Genomic DNA, 20,530 nt, shown 5'->3' with positions numbered 1-20,530 from the left:
GCTCTCTGGTGAACCCCAACAGGAAAGAATCATGATGAGCCTGGCCGGTAAAAAGATCGTTCTTGGCGTGAGCGGCGGAATTGCTGCCTATAAAGCCCCGGACCTGGTGCGTCGCCTGCGCGAGCGCGGGGCCGACGTGCGGGTCGCGATAACCGAAGGTGGAAAAGCCTTTATCACCCCGCTGAGCCTGCAGGCCGTTTCAGGATACCCGGTATCTGACAGCCTGCTCGATCCGGCTGCAGAAGCCGCAATGGGTCATATCGAGCTGGGAAAATGGGCAGATTTGGTTATCCTTGCCCCGGCTACGGCAGACTTAATTGCCCGCGTGGCCGCAGGCATGGCGAACGATCTCGTCTCAACCATTTGCCTTGCCACGCCTGCGCCCGTGGCCGTCGTGCCCGCCATGAACCAGCAGATGTACCGTAACGCCGCGACCCAGCACAATCTGGAGACGCTGGCCTCACGAGGCCTGCTGATCTGGGGGCCAGACAGCGGCAGCCAGGCCTGCGGTGACGTAGGCCCAGGCCGTATGCTTGACCCGCTGACGATTGTTGATATGGCCGCCGCCCATTTTTCGCCTGTCAACGATCTGCAACATCTCAACATCATGATTACCGCGGGCCCCACGCGCGAGCCGCTGGATCCGGTGCGTTACATTTCCAACCACAGCTCCGGTAAGATGGGCTTTGCCATTGCTGCTGCGGCAGCAAAACGCGGTGCGAACGTCACGCTGGTAAGCGGCCCGGTCTCGCTGCCAACGCCACCGTTTGTGCAGCGCATCAATGTCACCACCGCGCTGGAAATGGAAGCCGCCGTGCAGGCGCATGCGCAAAGCCAGCAGATTTTTATCGGCTGTGCGGCCGTGGCAGATTACCGTGCAGAGACAATTTCTGATGCCAAAATTAAAAAGCAAGGCGATGAATTAACGATAAAAATGGTGAAAAATCCGGATATCGTTGCCGGTGTCGCCGCACTGAAAAGCCATCGTCCTTACGTTGTTGGGTTTGCCGCAGAAACGAATAATGTGGAAGAATATGCCCGGCAAAAACGTACCCGCAAAAACCTCGATTTGATTTGCGCGAACGACGTATCGCTGGCCACGCAAGGATTTAACAGCGACAGCAACGCACTGCACCTTTTCTGGCAGGATGGAGATAAAGTCTTACCGCTTGAGCGTAAGGAACTCCTGGGCCAACAATTACTGGACGAGATCGTTACCCGTTATGATGAAAAAAATCGACGTTAAGATTCTGGACCCGCGAGTTGGCGAGCAGTTCCCGCTGCCAACCTATGCCACCTCCGGCTCTGCCGGTCTTGACCTGCGCGCCTGTCTCGATGACGCCGTAGAACTGGCTCCGGGTGCGACCACCCTGATCCCGACCGGCCTGGCGATTCACATTGCTGACCCGTCGCTGGCAGCGGTGATCCTGCCGCGTTCTGGCCTGGGCCATAAGCACGGCGTCGTGCTGGGCAACCTGGTCGGCCTGATTGACTCTGACTACCAGGGTCAGCTGATGGTGTCCGTCTGGAACCGCGGTCAGGACAGCTTCACCATTGAGCCCGGCGAGCGTATCGCGCAGATGGTCTTTGTCCCTGTGGTGCAGGCAGAATTTAACCTGGTAGCAGACTTTGATGCTACCGACCGTGGCGAAGGCGGCTTCGGCCATTCCGGGCGCAAATAGTCGCCCGACAGATACGCATCTCACAGCGCCATAATGTCATAACAAACCGCAAACGTTAGTTTGCGGTCGCTGTGTGGATGCCAGCCTGGCAGTGCTTATTTTCAGGGGTATTTTGTAACATGGCAGAAAAACAAACCGCGAAAAGGAATCGTCGCGAAGAAATACTTCAATCTCTGGCTCTGATGCTTGAATCCAGCGATGGCAGTCAACGCATCACAACCGCAAAACTGGCCGCTTCTGTAGGCGTGTCAGAGGCGGCGCTGTATCGCCATTTTCCGAGCAAAACCCGGATGTTCGACAGCCTGATCGAGTTCATCGAAGACAGCCTGATCACGCGCATCAACCTGATTCTGAAAGATGAAAAAGACACTACCGCACGTATTCGACTGATAGTGCTGTTGATTCTGGGCTTTGGTGAACGCAATCCGGGCCTCACCCGTATTCTGACCGGCCACGCGCTGATGTTCGAGCAGGACCGTCTGCAGGGCCGCATTAACCAGCTTTTTGAGCGTATCGAAGCCCAGCTGCGACAGGTGCTGCGCGAGAAGAAAATGCGTGAAGGTGAAGGTTACACCACCGATGAAACGCTGCTGGCGAGCCAGATCCTGGCGTTTTGTGAAGGGATGCTCTCCCGCTTTGTGCGCAGTGAATTCAAGTACTGCCCAACGGAAGATTTCGACGCTCGCTGGCCGTTAGTGGCCGCTCAGTTGCAGTAATGCCGTTGCCGGATGGCGGCTTCGCCTTTTCCGGCCAACGAAATGCGCAGGCCCGGTAAAGCGTAGCGCCACCGGGCAATTCAACTACACGCCGAACTCTTCCCGGTACGCACGTACCGCCGCCAGATGGTCCGCCATCTCTGGCTTCTCTTCCAGGTATGCAATCAGATCTTTCAGGGTGATGATGGAAGTCACCTTGCAGCCGTAATCACGCTCAACTTCCTGAATGGCAGAAATTTCGCCACGGCCGCGCTCCTGACGATCCAGAGAAATCAGCACGCCGGCCAGCGTCGCACCGTTAGCCTGGATAATTTCCATCGATTCACGAATCGCCGTGCCGGCGGTGATCACATCGTCTACCAGCATAACGCGGCCCTGCAGCGCGCTTCCGACCAGGTTGCCGCCCTCACCGTGGGTTTTGGCTTCTTTACGATTAAAGCAGTAAGGCACATCACGGTCGTGGTGCTCCGCCAGCGCAACCGCGGTGGTGGTCGCAATCGGAATGCCTTTGTAGGCCGGGCCAAACAGCAGGTCAAAATCAATCCCGGAATCCACCAGCGCTTCGGCATAGAAACGGCCTAACAGAGCCAGATCGCGCCCGGTATTAAACAGTCCGGCGTTGAAGAAATAGGGGCTCTTACGCCCGGATTTCAGCGTAAACTCGCCAAACTTAAGTACCTGCTTGTTAAGCGCAAACTCGATAAACTGGCGCTGATACGATTTCATGGATTCGCTCCTTTGGTTTTTCTGTCTTACAGGCAAAAAAAAGGCGACTCATTGGTCGCCTGTAAATCAATTTTCTAACGCCGCTTTCTGCGTCGTTACAATGGATTCGATTCCCCCTCGGGCCAACGCCAACAAGGAGAGAAGCTCTTCGTGGGTGAACGGTTCGCCTTCCGCGGTGCCCTGCACTTCGATGATGCGACCGTCTTCAGTCATCACCACGTTCATGTCGGTTTCAGCGGCGGAATCTTCAACATATTCCAGATCGCAAAGCGCTTCGCCGTTAACAATACCCACGGAAACTGCCGCAACCATCCCTTTCATGGGGTTGGTTTTCAGCTTACCGGCCGCCACCAGCTTGTTCAGCGCATCCGCCAGCGCGACGCAGGCACCGGTAATGGATGCGGTACGCGTGCCGCCATCGGCCTGAATCACGTCGCAATCGAGGGTGATGGTGAATTCGCCGAGGATTTTCAGATCAACCGCTGCACGCAGTGCACGTGCGATCAGACGTTGAATTTCCATGGTACGGCCGCCCTGCTTGCCCTTCGCTGCTTCACGGGCATTACGGGTATGGGTCGCGCGCGGCAGCATGCCGTACTCAGCGGTGATCCAGCCCTGGCCCTGACCTTTCAGGAAGCGCGGAACGCCTTCTTCGATAGAGGCGGTGCACAGCACTTTGGTGTCACCAAACTCAACCAGCACGGAGCCTTCAGCGTGTTTTGTATAGTTACGGGTCAGGGTGACGGGACGCACCTGATTGGCGCTACGACCTGATGGACGCATGATGGATTCTCCGGCTTGAAACGAATGTGGCTGCGCATTATACGGATTAAACGCGCTTATTCCTATCCTGACAAAGCCCTGAAAGCTATAATCCCCCCATCTCACCTTTAAAAACGGGAATGTCTATGATCCGCAGTATGACCGCCTACGCCCGGCGTGAAATCAAGGGTAGCTGGGGTAGCGCTACCTGGGAAATGCGCTCGGTAAACCAGCGCTATCTGGAAACGTATTTCCGTATGCCGGAGCAGTTCCGCAGCCTGGAGCCTGTCGTGCGTGAACGTATCCGTACTCGTCTGACGCGCGGCAAAGTAGAATGCAACCTGCGTTTTGAGCCTGATGCCAGCGCGCAGGGTGAGCTGATCCTCAATGAAAAACTGGCAAAGCAGCTCGTGAACGCGGCGAACTGGGTCAAAATGCAGAGCGATGAAGGCGAAATCAACCCGGTTGATATTCTGCGCTGGCCTGGCGTGATGGCCGCCGGCGAGCAGGATCTGGACGCGATTACCACTGAAATTCTGGCAGCGCTCGACGGCACGCTGGATGACTTTATCATTGCCCGTGAAACCGAAGGCCAGGCCCTGAAAGCGATGATCGAGCAGCGCCTGGAAGGCGTGAGTGCTGAAGTCGCGAAAGTCCGTACCCATATGCCGGAGGTGCTGCAGTGGCAGCGTGAGCGCCTGGTATCCAAACTGGAAGAAGCAGAAGTCCAGCTGGAAAACACGCGTCTGGAACAGGAGCTGGTGCTGATGGCACAGCGCGTTGACGTGGCAGAAGAGCTGGATCGCCTGGAAGCGCACGTCAAAGAAACCTACAACATTCTGAAGAAGAAAGAAGCCGTGGGCCGCCGTCTCGACTTTATGATGCAGGAGTTTAATCGCGAGTCGAATACTCTGGCCTCTAAATCGATTAATGCTGAAGTTACCAACTCTGCGATTGAGCTGAAAGTGCTGATCGAGCAGATGCGCGAGCAGATTCAAAATATCGAGTAATGCCGCAGCCGGGTGGTGTCGCCTGACATCACCCATTAGTTTTTTTCATCCTTTTCATACGCAATTATCTCGCCAAAGCCTCCTTCATCAACATGAATCTTTAAGTTTGGATAAGATTTACTAAGGAAAATCGCGTCGCCTTAGAAAATCTCAATCGTGATCCTGCGCACAAATCGCTAACCTCCATGCCTGTATACCGGAGGTTTTATGCTGCTTCATATTCTCTATCTTATTGGCATCACCGCAGAAGCCATGACCGGCGCACTTGCTGCCGGACGTCGCCGTATGGACACCTTCGGCGTAATCATCATTGCTACCGCCACCGCGCTGGGCGGCGGTTCCGTGCGCGATATTCTGCTCGGTCATTATCCGCTCGGTTGGGTTAAAAACCCTGAATACGTCATTATCGTCGCAACGGCTGCCGTATTAACGACCATAGTGGCTCCCGTGATGCCCCACCTGCGCCGCCTGTTCCTGGTGCTTGATGCACTCGGACTGATCGTTTTTTCGATAATCGGTGCCCAGATTGCCCTCGATATGGGTGAAGGCCCGGTTATTGCTACCATTGCCGCCGTAATAACAGGTGTATTTGGCGGCGTCCTGCGCGATATGTTCTGCAAACGCATTCCTCTGGTGTTCCAGAAAGAGCTGTATGCCGGCATCTCTTTTGCCGCCGCGGTGCTCTATGTAGCCCTTCAGCATTATGTTTCTAACCACGATGTTGTGGTCATCTCCACGCTTCTGTTCGGCTTTACGGCTCGTATGCTGGCGCTGCGCCTGAAGCTTGGGTTACCGGTATTCCACTACAAGCACAACGCACACTAATCAGAATCCGTTGATGTGCTGCTCAGCAAGCCACTTTGTCAGCACATCAACCTGAGGCGAATTTATCCAGGTCACAATTTGCCGCGCTTTCTCCTCTCCCGTTCCCGGTAGCGCCCGCCAGTCCGCAACGCTACGCTCGCTCATCGTCTGCCACGTAAGCCCACCGGCAGCCTTTAGCGTCGCTTTGGTGAGGGGAACCCCCATTGCGCTTATCCACCGAATAAAGGGCCGATCGCGCACCAGATTAAAACGATGCCAGAGCGCCAGTCCGCGTACGGCAGAAAGCCCCGGCGTTGCCTGCAGCTCTGCCTGCGTTAACAACAGCCATGAAAAAATATGTTCAAAATGATGCGCCTGGTAGAGCGCACGCCAGCCTGACTCGCCTAATCCTTCGATATCCAGCCCCTGCTTCGAGCTGAGCCAGATCAGCCGGGCAAAAAACTGCTCCATACAGTCCGGCGAGGCGTAAAAACAGCTCAGTGAATGATATTGCGAGGTGGGGGGCTGCGGTTTTTGCCTGTCTACGCCACGCCATACCACCCTATCCAGCCGAGGGATACCCTGACCGGCCAGGCTAACCAGCACCTGGTCGCCGGGAGCAACGTCCAGCTGTTGCCAGCGAACAACCGAACCAAGGCTAACCCGCTGCACCCGTTTATCATCCAGCAATACAGGCTCCAGCACCGCCACGACGGACACCCTGCCCGTGCGTCCGACGGCAAACTGAATATCCTTTACCCCAGCCAGCTGCGCGACGGGCATATATTTCCACGCTACGACCCAGGTTCCCTCCCCCGGCAACCAGTTTTCACCCGTGGGTTCCTCCGCTGAGCGCACCACAATGCCGTCCGTGGCAAAGGGTAACGCTGTGGTTTGCCATGCTGAGCGCTGCTTTTCTACCGCCTCAATCGACGCAGCAGGCAACGTAAAGCGGGATGTGAGGGTAAATCCGGCTTTTGACAGCGCAGCCAAAGCGACCGGCATGTCTTTCGGTCCATCAGGCCAGGCCCAGATAAAAATTCCAATCTGGTTCAGAATTGGGGCGTCCTTTTGTCGCATCATCGCACCCGCGACTTTTGCCCGCGCGTTCATCCCGCCCATCTGCTGCTGAACGTGGCGATCGCGCAGCCAAAAAAGCTCACCCTGCAACACGCTGTTCGCAAGCGCGCCGGCCAGATTTTGCGGAACTGACGGTATTAAACGTATTCGCGCCGTCCAGTCTTCACCTTTAAGCCCGTCGCCCCGGCTGATGGCCTGAGCGAGCTTCCCGTCACGGTAGACCAGCGTCACCGCCACTCCGTCTACTTTGGGCTGCATCCAGAGATTGCGCCGGGCGCGCATCCACTGATTCAGCTCTACTTTACTGGCAACCTTATGGACCCCCGTATGGGCTACAGGGTGCTTTACGCGCCCAATCAGTGCGGGCAGCTTCTCCTCTGAAGGATCGCTGCCAAAACAGTGCTGCCACTGCGCTAACCGTGCGTTGAGCTGGTCGTAAGTCTCGTCATTCACCTCGCTCACGCCCTGCTTCCAGTAGGCATCATCCCAGCGTTTGATTTGCGCGCTTAACAACGCTATCTCTTTCTCTGCTTTTACCTGCGACCACACCGGACACACCGCCGCGCCATAGCCACACCACAACAGCATTAATCCGCTTATCCATCGCCACATCGCTACCCCTCCTTTGCATTGCAGGAGGTATACCCGAATGCCTGAAACAACGCTAACGGCAACGTTTCACAATGCGAGGTGCTATCCAGCGTTTCTTTTTGTTGCTGAAAACCCCACATAAAACCTGAAAACGGCACGCAAAATTCAATAATCCAGGGGAAAAAGTGTGACAAAGGCTACGTCACGGTGCGCCGACGTGTATAATAAGCCCGTATGTAGGACTTCTTCGTTAACACATACAAAAGACTCTCATGGCTCAAGGCACGCTTTATATTGTTTCTGCCCCTAGTGGCGCGGGTAAATCCAGCCTTATTCAGGCATTGTTAAAAACCCAACCGTTGTACGACACGCAGGTTTCTGTTTCTCACACCACGCGAGCGCCGCGTCCGGGTGAGGTGCACGGTGAACACTATTTCTTTGTCGATCACGACGAATTCAGAGCGATGATTGGTAGAGACGCGTTTCTTGAACACGCAGAAGTTTTCGGTAACTACTACGGTACCTCGCGTGAAACCATTGAGCAGGTTCTGGCAACCGGCGTAAATGTTTTCCTGGATATTGACTGGCAGGGTGCAGAGCAGATTCGCAAGAAAATGTCGGATTCGCGCAGTATCTTTATTTTACCGCCATCGAAAGATGAGCTGGTTCGCCGTCTGCGCGGCCGCGGCCAGGACAGCGAAGAAGTGATCGCAAAGCGTATGGAGCAGGCAGTTGCAGAAATGAGCCATTACGCGGAATATGATTACCTTATTGTGAATGATGATTTTGATGCCGCCCTTAGCGATCTCAAGACCATTCTTCGTGCAGAACGCCTGCGTATGAGCCGCCAGAAGCAGCGACATGACGCATTAATCACCAAACTGTTGGCAGACTGAACCCACTTTCAGTATCATGCCCAGTCATTTCTTCACCTGTGGAGCATTTTAAGTATGGCACGCGTAACTGTTCAGGACGCTGTAGAGAAAATTGGTAACCGTTTTGACCTGGTGCTGGTCGCCGCGCGTCGCGCTCGTCAGATGCAGGTAGGCGGCAAAGATCCGCTGGTACCGGAAGAAAACGATAAAACCACCGTTATTGCACTTCGCGAAATCGAAGAAGGTCTGATCAACAACCAGATCCTCGACGTGCGTGAGCGCCAGGAGCAGCAAGAGCAGGAAGCCGCAGAACTGCAGGCCGTAACCGCCATTGCTGAAGGTCGTCGTTAATTAAACCTGCGGGTCGCCCTTGTATCTGTTTGAAAGCCTGAATCAACTGATTCAAACCTACCTGCCTGAAGACCAGATTAAGCGTCTTCAGCAGGCGTATCTCGTTGCACGTGACGCTCACGAGGGCCAGACACGTTCAAGCGGTGAACCCTATATCACGCACCCGGTTGCGGTAGCCTGCATTCTGGCCGAGATGAAACTCGACCACGAAACGCTAATGGCCGCCCTGCTGCATGACGTGATTGAAGATACCCCCGCCACCTACCAGGATATGGAACAGCTGTTTGGCAAAAGCGTTGCCGAACTGGTGGAAGGGGTGTCTAAGCTTGATAAGCTGAATTTCCGCGATAAGAAAGAGGCGCAAGCCGAAAACTTCCGCAAGATGATTATGGCGATGGTGCAGGATATCCGCGTCATTCTCATCAAACTCGCTGACCGTACCCACAACATGCGCACGCTGGGCTCGCTTCGCCCGGATAAACGTCGCCGCATTGCCCGTGAAACCCTCGAAATCTACAGCCCGCTGGCGCACCGTTTAGGTATTCATCACATTAAAACCGAGCTGGAAGAGCTGGGTTTTGAAGCGCTGTATCCTAACCGCTACCGCGTGATCAAAGAGGTGGTGAAAGCCGCACGCGGTAACCGTAAAGAGATGATTCAAAAGATCCTCTCTGAAATTGAAGGGCGTTTACAGGAAGCGGGAATTCCGTGCCGCGTCAGCGGTCGCGAAAAGCATTTGTACTCCATCTACTGCAAAATGGTGCTCAAAGAGCAGCGTTTTCACTCGATCATGGATATCTACGCCTTCCGCGTCATCGTCCACGATTCAGACACCTGTTATCGCGTGCTGGGGCAGATGCACAGCCTCTACAAACCGCGTCCGGGGCGCATGAAAGATTACATCGCCATTCCAAAAGCGAACGGCTATCAATCTTTGCACACCTCGATGATCGGTCCGCACGGCGTGCCTGTAGAAGTGCAGATCCGCACCGAAGACATGGACCAGATGGCAGAGATGGGTGTAGCCGCACACTGGGCCTATAAAGAGCACGGTGGCGAAAGCAGCACAACCGCACAAATCCGCGCCCAGCGCTGGATGCAGAGCCTGCTGGAGCTGCAGCAAAGTGCGGGTAGCTCATTTGAATTTATCGAGAGCGTCAAATCCGATCTCTTCCCGGATGAGATTTACGTTTTCACACCAGAGGGGCGCATTGTCGAGCTGCCTGCTGGTGCAACACCGGTCGACTTCGCTTACGCCGTGCATACCGATATCGGTCACGCCTGCGTGGGCGCGCGCGTCGACAGACAGCCTTACCCGCTGTCACAGCCGCTTTCCAGCGGCCAGACGGTGGAAATTATTACCGCGCCGGGCGCACGTCCGAATGCGGCGTGGCTGAACTTTGTCGTGAGCTCCAAGGCGCGCGCGAAAATCCGTCAGCTGCTGAAAAACCTCAAGCGCGATGACTCCGTCAGCCTGGGTCGTCGCCTGCTCAACCATGCGTTGGGCGGAAGCCGTAAGCTGGCTGAAATCCCGCCAGAGAATATCCAGCATGAGCTGGAGCGAATGAAGCTCGCCTCGCTGGACGATCTGCTGGCAGAGATCGGCCTCGGTAACGCCATGAGCGTGGTCGTTGCGAAGAACCTGCAGCAGGGCGATACCCCTGCGGTTCCGTCAACGACACAAAGCCACGGCCACCTGCCGATTAAAGGCGCGGACGGGGTGCTAATCACCTTCGCAAAATGCTGTCGTCCTATTCCTGGCGATCCGATTATCGCCCACGTCAGCCCGGGTAAAGGGCTGGTTATCCACCATGAATCCTGTCGTAACATCCGCGGCTATCAAAAAGAAGCGGAAAAATTCATGGCGGTTGAGTGGGATAAAGAGACGGCGCAGGAGTTCATCACCGAAATTAAGGTGGATATGTTCAACCACCAGGGTGCCCTGGCAAACCTGACGGCAGCGATCAACACGGCCTCTTCCAATATTCAAAGCCTGAATACGGAAGAGAAAGATGGCCGCGTGTACAGCGCCTTTATCCGTCTGACCGCCCGTGACCGTGTGCATCTGGCGAACATTATGCGCAAAATCCGCGTGATGCCGGACGTCATTAAAGTCACGCGTAACCGAAACTAGTTTTATGAACTCACAACGTTATGCACGGATATGCGAGATGCTGGCCAGGCGTCAGCCTGACCTGACGGTCTGCATGGAGCAGGTTCATAAACCGCATAACGTCGCTGCTATTGTCCGTACCGCTGACGCCGTAGGCGTGCATGAAGTGCACGCCGTCTGGCCAGGCAACCGCATGCGCAACATGGTTTCTGCAGCAGCAGGCAGTAACAGCTGGGTATCCGTCAAAAATCATCAAACCATTGGCGAAGCCGTATCGCACCTGAAAGCGCGCGGTATGCAGATCCTTGCGACCCACCTCTCCGATAAAGCCGTAGATTTCCGCGAGATCGACTACACTCTTCCGACCTGCATTTTGATGGGGCAGGAGAAAACGGGGATCTCTCAGGAAGCGCTGGATCTGGCGGATCGGGATATCATCATCCCGATGACCGGCATGGTGCAGTCCTTGAATGTGTCTGTTGCCTCCGCGCTCATTCTGTACGAAGCGCAGCGCCAGCGGCAAAACGCAGGCATGTATATGCGCAGTAACAGTATGCTCCCGGAGGAGGAACAGCAGCGACTGCTGTTTGAAGGGGGTTATCCGGTACTTGCGCGCGTTGCGAAGCAGAAAAAATTGCCTTACCCCCACGTTAACGCGCAGGGCGAAATTGAAGCCGACGCCGAGTGGTGGTCCACAATGCAGTACGCAGGGTAACCATGAAAGGCCGCCTGCTGGATGCCATTCCGCTCAATACGCTTACGGGCGTGGGCGCGGCGCAAAGCAGCAAGCTGGCGAAAATTGGCCTGCACACCGTGCAGGATCTCCTGCTTCACCTCCCCCTTCGTTACGAAGACCGCACCCAGCTGTATAAGATTGGCGATCTCCTTCCCGCGATCTACGCCACCGTTGAAGGCGAAGTACTGAACTGCAACATCACCTTTGGCGGACGCCGGATGATGACCTGCCAAATCAGCGATGGCACCGGCATTCTCACCCTGCGCTTTTTCAACTTCAGCGCAGCGATGAAAAACAGCCTGGCGACGGGCCGACGCGTGCTTGCCTACGGGGAAGCCAAACGCGGGAAATACGGCGCAGAGATGATCCACCCGGAGTACCGCGTGCAGGGCGATCTCAGCATGCCGGAACTCCAGGAGACGTTGACCCCGGTTTATCCGACGACCGAAGGCATCAAGCAGGCGACGCTGCGTAAGCTCACCGATCAGGCGCTGGAGCTGCTCGATACCTGCGCCATAACCGAACTGCTACCGCCCGAACTGGCGCAGGGTATGATGAGCCTGCCGGAGGCGCTGCGCACCCTGCATCGCCCCCCGCCGTCCCTGCAGCTCAGCGACTTAGAGACCGGTAAACACCCCGCCCAACGGCGTCTTATCCTTGAGGAATTACTGGCACATAACCTGAGCATGCTGGCGCTTCGCGCGGGCGCACAGCGTTTCCATGCCCAGCCGCTAAGCCCGCGTGATGAGCTCAAGGATAAGCTGCTGGCCTCATTGCCGTTTAAACCCACCGGCGCACAGGCGCGCGTCACCGCCGAAATCGAACGCGATATGGCGCTCGACGTGCCGATGATGCGCCTGGTGCAGGGCGACGTCGGGTCAGGTAAAACGCTGGTTGCCGCCCTGGCCGCCCTGCGCGCGATTGCCCACGGCAGACAGGTCGCGCTAATGGCGCCGACCGAACTGCTGGCCGAACAGCACGCCAACAACTTCCGCGCCTGGTTTGCGCCGCTAGGGATTGAAGTGGGCTGGCTCGCCGGGAAGCAAAAAGGCAAAGCGCGCCTTGCGCAACAGGACGCTATCGCCAGTGGCCAGGTGCAGATGATTGTCGGCACCCACGCCATCTTCCAGGAGCAGGTGCAGTTTAGCGGCCTCGCGCTGGTGATCATCGATGAACAGCACCGCTTTGGCGTGCATCAGCGTCTGGCATTGTGGGAAAAAGGTCTGCAGCAGGGCTTCCACCCGCACCAGCTGATCATGACCGCCACGCCGATTCCGCGCACCCTGGCGATGACCGCCTACGCCGATCTGGATACCTCCACCATCGACGAACTTCCGCCTGGCCGCACGCCGGTCACCACCGTTGCCATTCCGGATACGCGCCGCAGCGAGATCATCGAACGCGTGCGCAACGCCTGCACCCACGAAGGGCGACAGGCATATTGGGTATGTACGTTGATTGAAGAGTCCGAGCTGCTGGAAGCGCAGGCCGCTGAAGCAACGTGGGAAGAGCTAAAGCTGGCGCTGCCGGAACTGAACGTTGGCCTGGTGCACGGGCGAATGAAGCCCGCCGAGAAACAGGCGGTAATGCAGTCATTCAAGCAGGGTGGTTTGCATTTGCTGATTGCCACCACGGTTATCGAAGTGGGCGTGGATGTACCGAATTCCAGCCTGATGATCATCGAAAACCCGGAACGTCTGGGCCTGGCGCAGCTCCACCAGCTTCGCGGGCGCGTGGGCCGCGGCGCGGTAGCCTCCCACTGCGTGCTGCTCTACAAAGCTCCGCTGTCGAAAACCGCGCAGATGCGTTTGCAGGTGCTGCGCGACAGCAACGACGGTTTTGTGATTGCGCAAAAAGATCTGGAGATCCGTGGCCCCGGCGAACTGCTCGGCACGCGCCAGACGGGTAACGCGGAATTTAAAGTGGCAGATTTACTGCGCGATCAGGCCATGATCCCCGAAGTTCAACGCCTTGCGCGCCATATCCATGAACGCTACCCCGAGCAGGCGGCAGCGTTAATTGAGCGCTGGATGCCGGAAACCGAGCGCTATTCCAACGCCTGATTTCAGGCAAATATCGGCAGCATCAGGTACAGCTTGATCACCAGCGCGTTGACGATATCAATGAAGAACGCCCCGACCATCGGAACCACCAGAAACGCCATATGAGAAGGCCCAAAGCGTTCAGTGATCGCCTGCATGTTCGCGATGGCCGTTGGCGTTGCCCCCAGACCGAACCCGCAGTGGCCTGCCGCCAGCACCGCCGCATCGTAGTTTTTGCCCATCATGCGCCAGGTGACAAAAATCGCGTACAGCGCCATAAACACCGTTTGCACCGCGAGAATTGCAACCATCGGCAGCGCCAGCGATGCCAGTTCCCACAGCTTGAGGCTCATCAACGCCATCGCCAGGAACAGTGACAGACAGACGTTTCCCAGTACGGAAACCGCACGTTCAAACACGCGGTAGAAGCCCATCAGCGCCAGGCCGTTGCTCAGGATCACCCCGATAAACAGCACGCAGACGAACGTTGGCAGCTCAAATGCCGATCCTGCCAGCCATTGCGCAACCACTTTGCCGACCGTCAGGCAGATGGCAATCATGGCGATGGTTTCAATCAGCACCAGAGAGGTGATAGTGCGTCCGACGTCCGGTTTCTCAAACGCAGTCGGCACCAGCTCATCATCCGGACGACCGTCTGGCGTGGAGGAGTGTTTCACCAGATACCTCGCCACCGGGCCCCCTATCAATCCGCCCAGCACCAGGCCGAAGGTCGCGCAGGCCATCGCCACTTCCGTTGCGTTTTCAAAACCGTAGCGCTCAATAAACAGCTTGCTCCATGCCGCCCCGGTCCCGTGTCCGCCTGACAGCGTGATTGACCCCGCGAGCAGCCCCATCAGCGGGTCTAACCCCAGCAGGGATGCCATGCCGATACCGATGGCGTTTTGCATCAATAACAGCCCAACAACCACAATCAGGAACACGCCGAGCACTTTTCCGCCAGCGCGCAGGCTCGCCAGGTTAGCATTCAGGCCGATGGTGGCGAAGAAGGCCAGCATCAGCGGATCTTTCAGGGACATGTCAAAATCGATTTCCCAACCCATGCTTTTTTTCAGCACCAGCAGGGCCAGCGCCACCAGCAGGCCGCCGGCAACGGGTTCAGGAATGGTGTACTTTTTGAAAAGGGAAACACTGTGCACCAGCTTACGGCCCAGCAGTAAGACCAGCGTTGCGGCAACAAGGGTCGACAACGTATCAAGATGAATCATAGTAGGCTCCTTTATGCGCGTGTTCCATGCACACGCGGCGTTATCCTGGGCCGGCTTGCGCTCCTCATAAGACACCGGCGCGAAAAGTGTAATTTTTTTTTCGTGTGCATTGTAGAAAACCCGCCCACACCAGCAGATTTTCTTCTCTTTTTTTGCTGGCAATCGTTTGCTTTTACCAGGTGGTCAGATAAAATGCCCGCTTTTCCACCGTGGGATTGCCGCAGATGTCCGTTAACACCGTAGAGTCCGCCGATGCGCAACCGATTGCGCACAAGCACAACAGCGAATTGATTTACCGCCTTGAAGACCGCCCGCCGCTGCCGCAGACGCTGTTTGCCGCCTGCCAGCACCTGCTGGCGATGTTTGTTGCGGTGATCACCCCCGCGCTGCTGATTTGTCAGGCGCTTGGCTTACCGGCTCAGGACACGCAGCACATCATCAGCATGTCTCTCTTTGCCTCCGGCGTGGCTTCTATTATTCAAATTAAAGCCTGGGGTCCGGTGGGGTCTGGACTGCTGTCGATTCAGGGTACGAGCTTTAACTTCGTGGCACCGCTGATCATGGGCGGCACGGCGCTGAAAACCGGCGGCGCGGACGTGCCGACCATGATGGCGGCGCTGTTCGGCACGCTGATGCTGGCCAGCTGCACGGAGATGGTGATCTCCCGCGTTCTGCACCTGGCGCGCCGCGTGATCACTCCGCTGGTGTCCGGCGTGGTGGTGATGATTATCGGCCTGTCGCTGATTCAGGTGGGCCTTACCTCCATCGGTGGCGGGTATGCGGCAATGAGCGACCACACCTTTGGCGCACCGAAAAACCTGCTGCTGGCAGGCGTGGTGCTGGCAATCATCATTCTGCTTAACCGCCAGCGTAACCCCTACCTGCGCGTAGCATCCCTGGTGATCGCGATGGCGGCCGGTTATCTGATGGCCTGGGCGCTGGGCATGCTGCCGGAGAATACCGCGCCGACGAATGCTGCGCTGATTACTATCCCAACGCCGCTGTACTATGGTTTGGGCATCGACTGGGGCCTGCTGCTTCCGCTGATGCTGGTCTTTATGATCACCTCGCTGGAAACCATCGGTGATATCACCGCAACGTCCGACGTCTCTGAACAGCCGGTCTCTGGCCCCCTGTACATGAAGCGCCTGAAGGGCGGCGTGCTGGCAAACGGCCTGAACTCGTTTGTTTCCGCGGTATTCAATACCTTCCCGAACTCCTGCTTCGGCCAGAACAACGGCGTGATCCAGCTGACCGGCGTTGCCAGCCGTTACGTTGGCTTTGTGGTGGCGCTGATGCTGATTGTCCTCGGCCTGTTCCCGGCGGTGAGCGGCTTCGTGCAGCACATTCCTGAGCCGGTGCTCGGCGGCGCGACGCTGGTGATGTTCGGGACCATCGCGGCCTCCGGCGTGCGCATCGTCTCCCGCGAGCCGCTGAATCGTCGCGCGATCATGATTATCGCGCTGTCGCTGGCGGTCGGTCTGGGCGTATCCCAGCAGCCTCTAATCCTGCAGTTTGCGCCAGATTGGGTGAAAAACCTGCTCTCTTCCGGCATTGCTGCGGGCGGTATTACGGCCATCGTGCTGAACCTTGTTTTCCCGCCTGAAAAAAACTGATCGTCATCACGGCAGGCAGTCAATGCCTGCCGTGACATCTAATTACACCATTCCCGCCTTGAGCATTGCGCATAAATCGTGCATAACTCCCTTATGTGCGTTTTGCGGGATGGAAGACCATGAAATTTATTGGAAAGCTGCTTGTCTATCTTCTTATCGCCCTGCTCGTGGTGGTGCTGGCGTTCTATATTCTGCTCCAGACCCGCTGGGGCGCGTCGCAGGTCAGCAATTGGATAACCGTTAACACCGATTACGAACTCAGCTTCGACCTGATGGATCACCGCTTTTCATCGCCTTCCCACATCATCCTTGAAAACGTCACCTTTGGGCGCGACGGCAAACCGGCCACGCTGGTCGCCAAAAAAGTCGATATTGGTTTAAGCAGCCGCCAGGTGACCGATCCGCTGCATATGGACACCATCACCCTGTTCGACGGCACGCTGAATCTCTCCCCCCAGACCGCGCCGCTTCCCTTCCAGGCCGACCGCCTGCAGCTGAACAACATGGCGTTTAACAGCCCGAATACCGAGTGGGATTTAAGCGCGCAAAAAGTGACGGGCGGCGTCAGCCCGTGGCAGCCCGAGGCCGGCAACGTGCTGGGCAAGAATGCGCAGATCCAGATGAGTGCAGGCTCGCTTACCCTCAACGGCGTGCCGGCCAGCAACGTGCTGATCCAGGGCCAGCTCAACGGTAAAGAGGTGGTGCTGAACACCATCGGTGCCGATATGGCGCGCGGTTCGCTCACCGGCTCCGCCCTGCGTAATGCCGACGGCAGCTGGGTGATCGACAGCATGCGCCTGAATGAGATCCGCCTGCAAAGTGATAAATCGCTGCTGGATTTCTTCACGCCTATAACCACCCTGCCATCCCTGCAAATTGGGCGGCTGGAAGTGACCGACGCCCGCCTGCAGGGGCCTGACTGGGCGGTAACCGACCTCGACTTAAGCCTGCGTAACCTGACGCTGAGCAAAGGCGACTGGCAGAGCCAGGACGGGCGCCTGTCGATGAATGCCAGCGAGTTTATCTACGGCTCGCTGCATCTGTTCGATCCGATTATGAATGCAGAATTCTCTCCGCAGGGTATTGCACTACGCCAGCTCACCTCCCGCTGGGAGGGTGGCATGGTGCGCACCTCCGGCAACTGGCTGCGCGACGGCAAAGCGCTGGTGCTGGACGATGCCGCCATCGCCGGGCTGGAATACACCCTGCCGGAAAACTGGAAAACGCTGTGGATGGAACAGCTGCCGCAATGGCTGGACAGCGTTAAGCTGAACAAATTTAGCCTCAGCCGCAACCTGGTGATCGATATCGATCCGACCTTCCCATGGCAAATCACGTCTCTCGACGGCTACGGCGCAAACCTGCAAATCGCTAAAGACCGACAGTGGGGAGTATGGGGCGGCAGCGCGACGCTGAACGGGGCGGCGGCCACCTTTAACCGCGTGGACGTGCGCCGTCCGTCGCTGGCGCTGAATGCCAACGCCGCCACGGTGAACATTACCGACCTGAGCGCCTTTACCGAGAAAGGGATTCTTGAAGCCACGGCAACGGTTTCACAGCTTCCGCAGCGGCAGACCACCGTGAGCCTGAACGGGCGCGGCGTACCGCTCAACGTGGTGCAGCAGTGGGGCTGGCCTGCGCTGCCGATTACGGGTGACGGCAATATTCAGCTCACCGCCAGCGGCAGCGTGCAGGCCAGCGCACCGTTGAAACCAACGGTGAACGGTAAGCTGAACGCGGTGAATATGGATAAACAGCAGGTGCAGCAGACGATGACGGGCGGTGTGGTGTCAACACCCCCCTCACCCCAGCCCTCTCCCTAAAAGGGAGAGGGAGCAAACCATTCCCTCTCCCCGTGGGAGAGGGTCAGGGTGAGGGGAATTAAAGGTGAACCACCACCTCATTCCCCTCGGCTTTCACCACCACACCCCACTCGCTGCCCGCGTGTGAACCCCCTTTTACGCCGCTCACCTTCTGAACGTTGCGCAAGCACACCGACCAGTTTTGCGCGTCTCCCGCGCCGGTAAAGGTCACGATGTCGCCCCGACGTGACGCTTTCAGCGTAAACGCCACCGAACCGTCCGACGCAGGCACTTCGCTCACCGCCGTTGCGCCATCGGCCAGGTTAAACAGCTGGAAGGCCGTCCCCGCGTTCCACGCGTAGTCCGGCTTCTGGTTATTGTTACCCAGCGCCAGCAGGGTGTTATCGCGCACGTAGACCGGCAGGCTCTGGAAATCATGCTGCTGCTTATGCCAGCGGCTGCCCTGAATTTCGTCGTTGTGCCACAGGTGCGTCCAGCGGCCTTCCGGCAGGTAGAACTGAACGTCACCCGCCTCGGAGAACACCGGTGCCACCATCATTGCATCACCCAGCATGTACTGGCGGTCAAGGTAATCGCACGCCGGATCGTCCGGGAACTCCAGCATCATCGCCCGCAGCATCGGCGTGCCGAACTCGCGCGCCAGCGCCGCCTGGCGATACAGGTACGGCATCAGCTGGCACTTCAGCTGCGTGAAGTGACGCACCACGTCGCAGGACTCATCATCGTACGCCCACGGCACGCGGTAGGATTTGCTGCCGTGCAGTCGGCTGTGGCTGGAGAACAGCCCGAACGCGCACCAGCGCTTATAGACGTGCGCCGGAGCGGTGTTTTCAAACCCGCCGATGTCGTGGCTCCAGAACCCGAAGCCGGACAGGCCGATCGACAGGCCGCCGCGCAGGCTTTCGGCCATCGACTCGTAGTTGGCGTAGCAGTCGCCGCCCCAGTGCACCGGGAACTGCTGCGCGCCGACGGACGCAGAGCGGGCAAACAGCACCGCCTCTTCTTCCCCTACCGTCTCCTTCAGCACGTTCCACACCAGCTCGTTGTAGATGTAGGCGTAGTGGTTGTGCATCTTCTGCGGATCGGAACCGTCGAACCACTGCACGTCGGTCGGGATACGCTCGCCGAAGTCAGTCTTGAAGCAGTCGACGCCGATATCCACCAGGCCTTTTAGCCTGTCGGTATACCACCGGCACGCTTCCGGGTTGGTAAAGTCATAAATCGCCAGCCCCGGCTGCCATTTGTCCCACTGCCACAGGGAGCCGTCCGGGCGCTTGAGCAGGTAGCCCTTCTCTTTCAGCTCGCGGAAGATCGGGGATTTCTGGCCGATGTACGGGTTAATCCACACGCAGACCTTCAGCCCTTTCTCCTTCAGCCGGCGGATCATCCCCTCTGGGTCCGGGAAGGTCACCGGGTCCCACTCGAAGTCACACCACTGGAAGGCCTTCATCCAGAAGCAGTCGAAGTGGAACACGTGAAGCGGCAGGTCGCGCTCGGCCATGCCGTCGATAAAGCTGTTTACCGTCGCCTCGTCGTAGTTAGTGGTGAACGAGGTGGTTAGCCACAGGCCGAACGACCAGGCAGGCGGCAGCGCCGGACGCCCGGTGAACTGCGTATAGCGATTCAGCACCTCTTTCGGCGTCGGGCCGTCGATCACGAAGTACTCGAGATATTCTCCTTCCACGCTGAACTGCACCTTGGAGACCTTCTCGGAGCCGACTTCAAACGAGACGTTCTCCGGGTGATTCACCAGCACGCCGTAGCCGCGGTTGGTCAGGTAGAACGGGATGTTTTTGTAGGACTGCTCGGTGCTGGTACCGCCGTCGCGGTTCCAGGTTTCGACCGTCTGGCCGTTGCGCACCAGCGCGGTAAAGCGCTCGCCCAGACCGTAGACCGTTTCGCCCACGCCCAGATCCAGACGTTCGAACACGTAATTGCGATCGGTATTGGTATCCTGCACGTATCCGTTATTTTTCAGCTGGCTGCCGGTAATGCGCTGGCCGTTACGCAGGAAATCCAGCGCCCAGAATTCGCCTTTGGTGACGCGCACGCTGACGCTTCCGCTTTTCAGCTCGGCAAAATCGGCGTTGTTTTCAATCTCTACCTTCACGTCTTTCAGAACGTTCAGCGGATAGTGCGGGCCATTATTCAGCGCGCCCTGGAAGTGCTCGATGCGCACCCCGACAATCCCTTCCTGCGGGGCAAACAGGCGCACCGTGAACATCAACGTGTCGAGCTGCCAGGTGCGTTCGCGCACGTCGCGCGGCGCAACAAACACCACCAGGTCATTGCCCTGCTGCTCCACGTCGAACACCTGAACCGGATAGGTCACGTTCAGGCCCGGTTGAATGAGCCAGTTTCCATCACTGATTTTCAT

General features: G+C 57.4%; 17 protein-coding genes. 12 read left to right on the top strand and 5 right to left on the bottom strand.

The annotated features are described in order from the left end of the window. Positions 1–34 precede the first annotated feature (34 nt). From coaBC to slmA, 3 genes are all read left to right on the top strand, one after another. On the top strand, positions 35–1,246 hold the full coding sequence (coaBC, locus tag VPX56_RS00860; RefSeq protein WP_326472188.1) for a bifunctional phosphopantothenoylcysteine decarboxylase/phosphopantothenate--cysteine ligase CoaBC: 1,212 nt from the start codon (positions 35–37) through the stop codon (positions 1,244–1,246). Then, positions 1,224–1,682, top strand: coding sequence for a dUTP diphosphatase (dut, locus tag VPX56_RS00855; protein ID WP_015570042.1), 459 nt, complete (start codon positions 1,224–1,226; stop codon positions 1,680–1,682). Before coaBC ends, dut begins: the two co-directional genes overlap by 23 nt. 119 nt (positions 1,683–1,801) lie before the next feature. After that, on the top strand, positions 1,802–2,398 hold the full coding sequence (gene slmA, locus VPX56_RS00850; protein WP_131634658.1) for a nucleoid occlusion factor SlmA: 597 nt from the start codon (positions 1,802–1,804) through the stop codon (positions 2,396–2,398). 84 nt (positions 2,399–2,482) lie between these two features. On the opposite strand, the gene pyrE is transcribed toward slmA, so the two are convergent. Together pyrE and rph are read right to left on the bottom strand one after the other, a co-directional pair. Next, positions 2,483–3,124 carry an orotate phosphoribosyltransferase gene (pyrE, locus tag VPX56_RS00845; protein WP_120158955.1) on the bottom strand — a complete coding sequence of 214 codons (642 nt, stop codon included), beginning with the start codon at positions 3,122–3,124 and terminating at the stop codon, positions 2,483–2,485. Between the two features lie 66 nt (positions 3,125–3,190). Beyond that, entirely contained in the window at positions 3,191–3,907 is a 717-nt protein-coding gene (gene rph, locus VPX56_RS00840) for a ribonuclease PH (RefSeq protein ID WP_010426431.1), read from the bottom strand. Positions 3,908–4,032: 125 nt separating this feature from the next. Here rph and VPX56_RS00835 point away from each other — a divergent pair, with 125 nt between their 5' ends. Continuing rightward, positions 4,033–4,896 carry a YicC/YloC family endoribonuclease gene (locus VPX56_RS00835; protein WP_131634657.1) on the top strand — a complete coding sequence of 288 codons (864 nt, stop codon included), beginning with the start codon at positions 4,033–4,035 and terminating at the stop codon, positions 4,894–4,896. A 207-nt stretch (positions 4,897–5,103) separates the two neighbouring features. Next, positions 5,104–5,721, top strand: coding sequence for a trimeric intracellular cation channel family protein (locus VPX56_RS00830; RefSeq protein WP_131634656.1), 618 nt, complete (start codon positions 5,104–5,106; stop codon positions 5,719–5,721). Here VPX56_RS00830 and ligB read toward each other — a convergent pair whose 3' ends face one another. Beyond that, entirely contained in the window at positions 5,722–7,392 is a 1,671-nt protein-coding gene (ligB, locus tag VPX56_RS00825) for an NAD-dependent DNA ligase LigB (protein WP_263610590.1), read from the bottom strand. Between the two features lie 251 nt (positions 7,393–7,643). On the opposite strand from ligB, the gene gmk reads away from it, so the two are divergent. The 5 genes from gmk to recG are packed head-to-tail and all read left to right on the top strand — an operon-like array spanning position 7,644 to position 13,509. Continuing rightward, positions 7,644–8,267 (top strand): guanylate kinase, encoded by a 624-nt coding sequence (gmk, locus tag VPX56_RS00820; RefSeq protein ID WP_326469317.1) that lies wholly within the window; start codon positions 7,644–7,646, stop codon positions 8,265–8,267. A gap of 54 nt (positions 8,268–8,321) precedes the next feature. Then, positions 8,322–8,597, top strand: a complete 276-nt coding sequence (gene rpoZ / locus VPX56_RS00815) for a DNA-directed RNA polymerase subunit omega (protein WP_000135058.1) — start codon at positions 8,322–8,324, stop codon at positions 8,595–8,597. 19 nt (positions 8,598–8,616) lie between these two features. After that, positions 8,617–10,731, top strand: coding sequence for a bifunctional GTP diphosphokinase/guanosine-3',5'-bis pyrophosphate 3'-pyrophosphohydrolase (gene spoT, locus VPX56_RS00810; RefSeq protein WP_131634653.1), 2,115 nt, complete (start codon positions 8,617–8,619; stop codon positions 10,729–10,731). 4 nt (positions 10,732–10,735) lie between these two features. After that, positions 10,736–11,425, top strand: coding sequence for a tRNA (guanosine(18)-2'-O)-methyltransferase TrmH (gene trmH, locus VPX56_RS00805; protein WP_131634652.1), 690 nt, complete (start codon positions 10,736–10,738; stop codon positions 11,423–11,425). Between the two features lie 2 nt (positions 11,426–11,427). Next, entirely contained in the window at positions 11,428–13,509 is a 2,082-nt protein-coding gene (gene recG / locus VPX56_RS00800) for an ATP-dependent DNA helicase RecG (RefSeq protein WP_326469313.1), read from the top strand. A 2-nt stretch (positions 13,510–13,511) separates the two neighbouring features. Here the strand turns inward: recG and gltS are convergent, their stop codons facing one another. After that, the gene (gltS, locus tag VPX56_RS00795) at positions 13,512–14,714 is read right to left on the bottom strand and encodes a sodium/glutamate symporter (protein WP_131634650.1); all 1,203 of its coding nucleotides are present in this window, start codon (positions 14,712–14,714) and stop codon (positions 13,512–13,514) included. A 224-nt stretch (positions 14,715–14,938) separates the two neighbouring features. On the opposite strand from gltS, the gene VPX56_RS00790 reads away from it, so the two are divergent. Then, the gene (locus VPX56_RS00790) at positions 14,939–16,330 is read left to right on the top strand and encodes a nucleobase:cation symporter-2 family protein (RefSeq protein WP_131634649.1); all 1,392 of its coding nucleotides are present in this window, start codon (positions 14,939–14,941) and stop codon (positions 16,328–16,330) included. 119 nt (positions 16,331–16,449) lie between these two features. Further along, complete coding sequence (locus VPX56_RS00785) at positions 16,450–18,153, top strand: AsmA family protein (protein WP_326469309.1); 1,704 nt, start codon at positions 16,450–16,452, stop codon at positions 18,151–18,153. 58 nt (positions 18,154–18,211) lie between these two features. Here the strand turns inward: VPX56_RS00785 and yicI are convergent, their stop codons facing one another. Next, positions 18,212–20,530: an alpha-xylosidase gene (gene yicI, locus VPX56_RS00780; RefSeq protein ID WP_131634647.1), complete on the bottom strand. Its 2,319-nt coding sequence runs from the start codon at positions 20,528–20,530 to the stop codon at positions 18,212–18,214.

The organism is Enterobacter wuhouensis, assembly GCF_035835995.1.
Lineage (GTDB): Bacteria > Pseudomonadota > Gammaproteobacteria > Enterobacterales > Enterobacteriaceae > Enterobacter > Enterobacter wuhouensis.
Note: the sequence above shows the minus strand (reverse complement) of the source record. Positions and strands in the feature narration are given on the sequence as shown.

Coding starts and splice junctions, on each gene's coding strand:
- coaBC (WP_326472188.1), top strand. CDS start 35: ATGAGCCTGGCCGGTAAAAAGATCGTTCTTGGCGTGAGCGGCGGAATT.
- dut (WP_015570042.1), top strand. CDS start 1,224: ATGATGAAAAAAATCGACGTTAAGATTCTGGACCCGCGAGTTGGCGAG.
- slmA (WP_131634658.1), top strand. CDS start 1,802: ATGGCAGAAAAACAAACCGCGAAAAGGAATCGTCGCGAAGAAATACTT.
- pyrE (WP_120158955.1), bottom strand. CDS start 3,124: ATGAAATCGTATCAGCGCCAGTTTATCGAGTTTGCGCTTAACAAGCAG.
- rph (WP_010426431.1), bottom strand. CDS start 3,907: ATGCGTCCATCAGGTCGTAGCGCCAATCAGGTGCGTCCCGTCACCCTG.
- VPX56_RS00835 (WP_131634657.1), top strand. CDS start 4,033: ATGATCCGCAGTATGACCGCCTACGCCCGGCGTGAAATCAAGGGTAGC.
- VPX56_RS00830 (WP_131634656.1), top strand. CDS start 5,104: ATGCTGCTTCATATTCTCTATCTTATTGGCATCACCGCAGAAGCCATG.
- ligB (WP_263610590.1), bottom strand. CDS start 7,392: ATGTGGCGATGGATAAGCGGATTAATGCTGTTGTGGTGTGGCTATGGC.
- gmk (WP_326469317.1), top strand. CDS start 7,644: ATGGCTCAAGGCACGCTTTATATTGTTTCTGCCCCTAGTGGCGCGGGT.
- rpoZ (WP_000135058.1), top strand. CDS start 8,322: ATGGCACGCGTAACTGTTCAGGACGCTGTAGAGAAAATTGGTAACCGT.
- trmH (WP_131634652.1), top strand. CDS start 10,736: ATGAACTCACAACGTTATGCACGGATATGCGAGATGCTGGCCAGGCGT.
- recG (WP_326469313.1), top strand. CDS start 11,428: ATGAAAGGCCGCCTGCTGGATGCCATTCCGCTCAATACGCTTACGGGC.
- gltS (WP_131634650.1), bottom strand. CDS start 14,714: ATGATTCATCTTGATACGTTGTCGACCCTTGTTGCCGCAACGCTGGTC.
- VPX56_RS00790 (WP_131634649.1), top strand. CDS start 14,939: ATGTCCGTTAACACCGTAGAGTCCGCCGATGCGCAACCGATTGCGCAC.
- VPX56_RS00785 (WP_326469309.1), top strand. CDS start 16,450: ATGAAATTTATTGGAAAGCTGCTTGTCTATCTTCTTATCGCCCTGCTC.
- yicI (WP_131634647.1), bottom strand. CDS start 20,530: ATGAAAATCAGTGATGGAAACTGGCTCATTCAACCGGGCCTGAACGTG.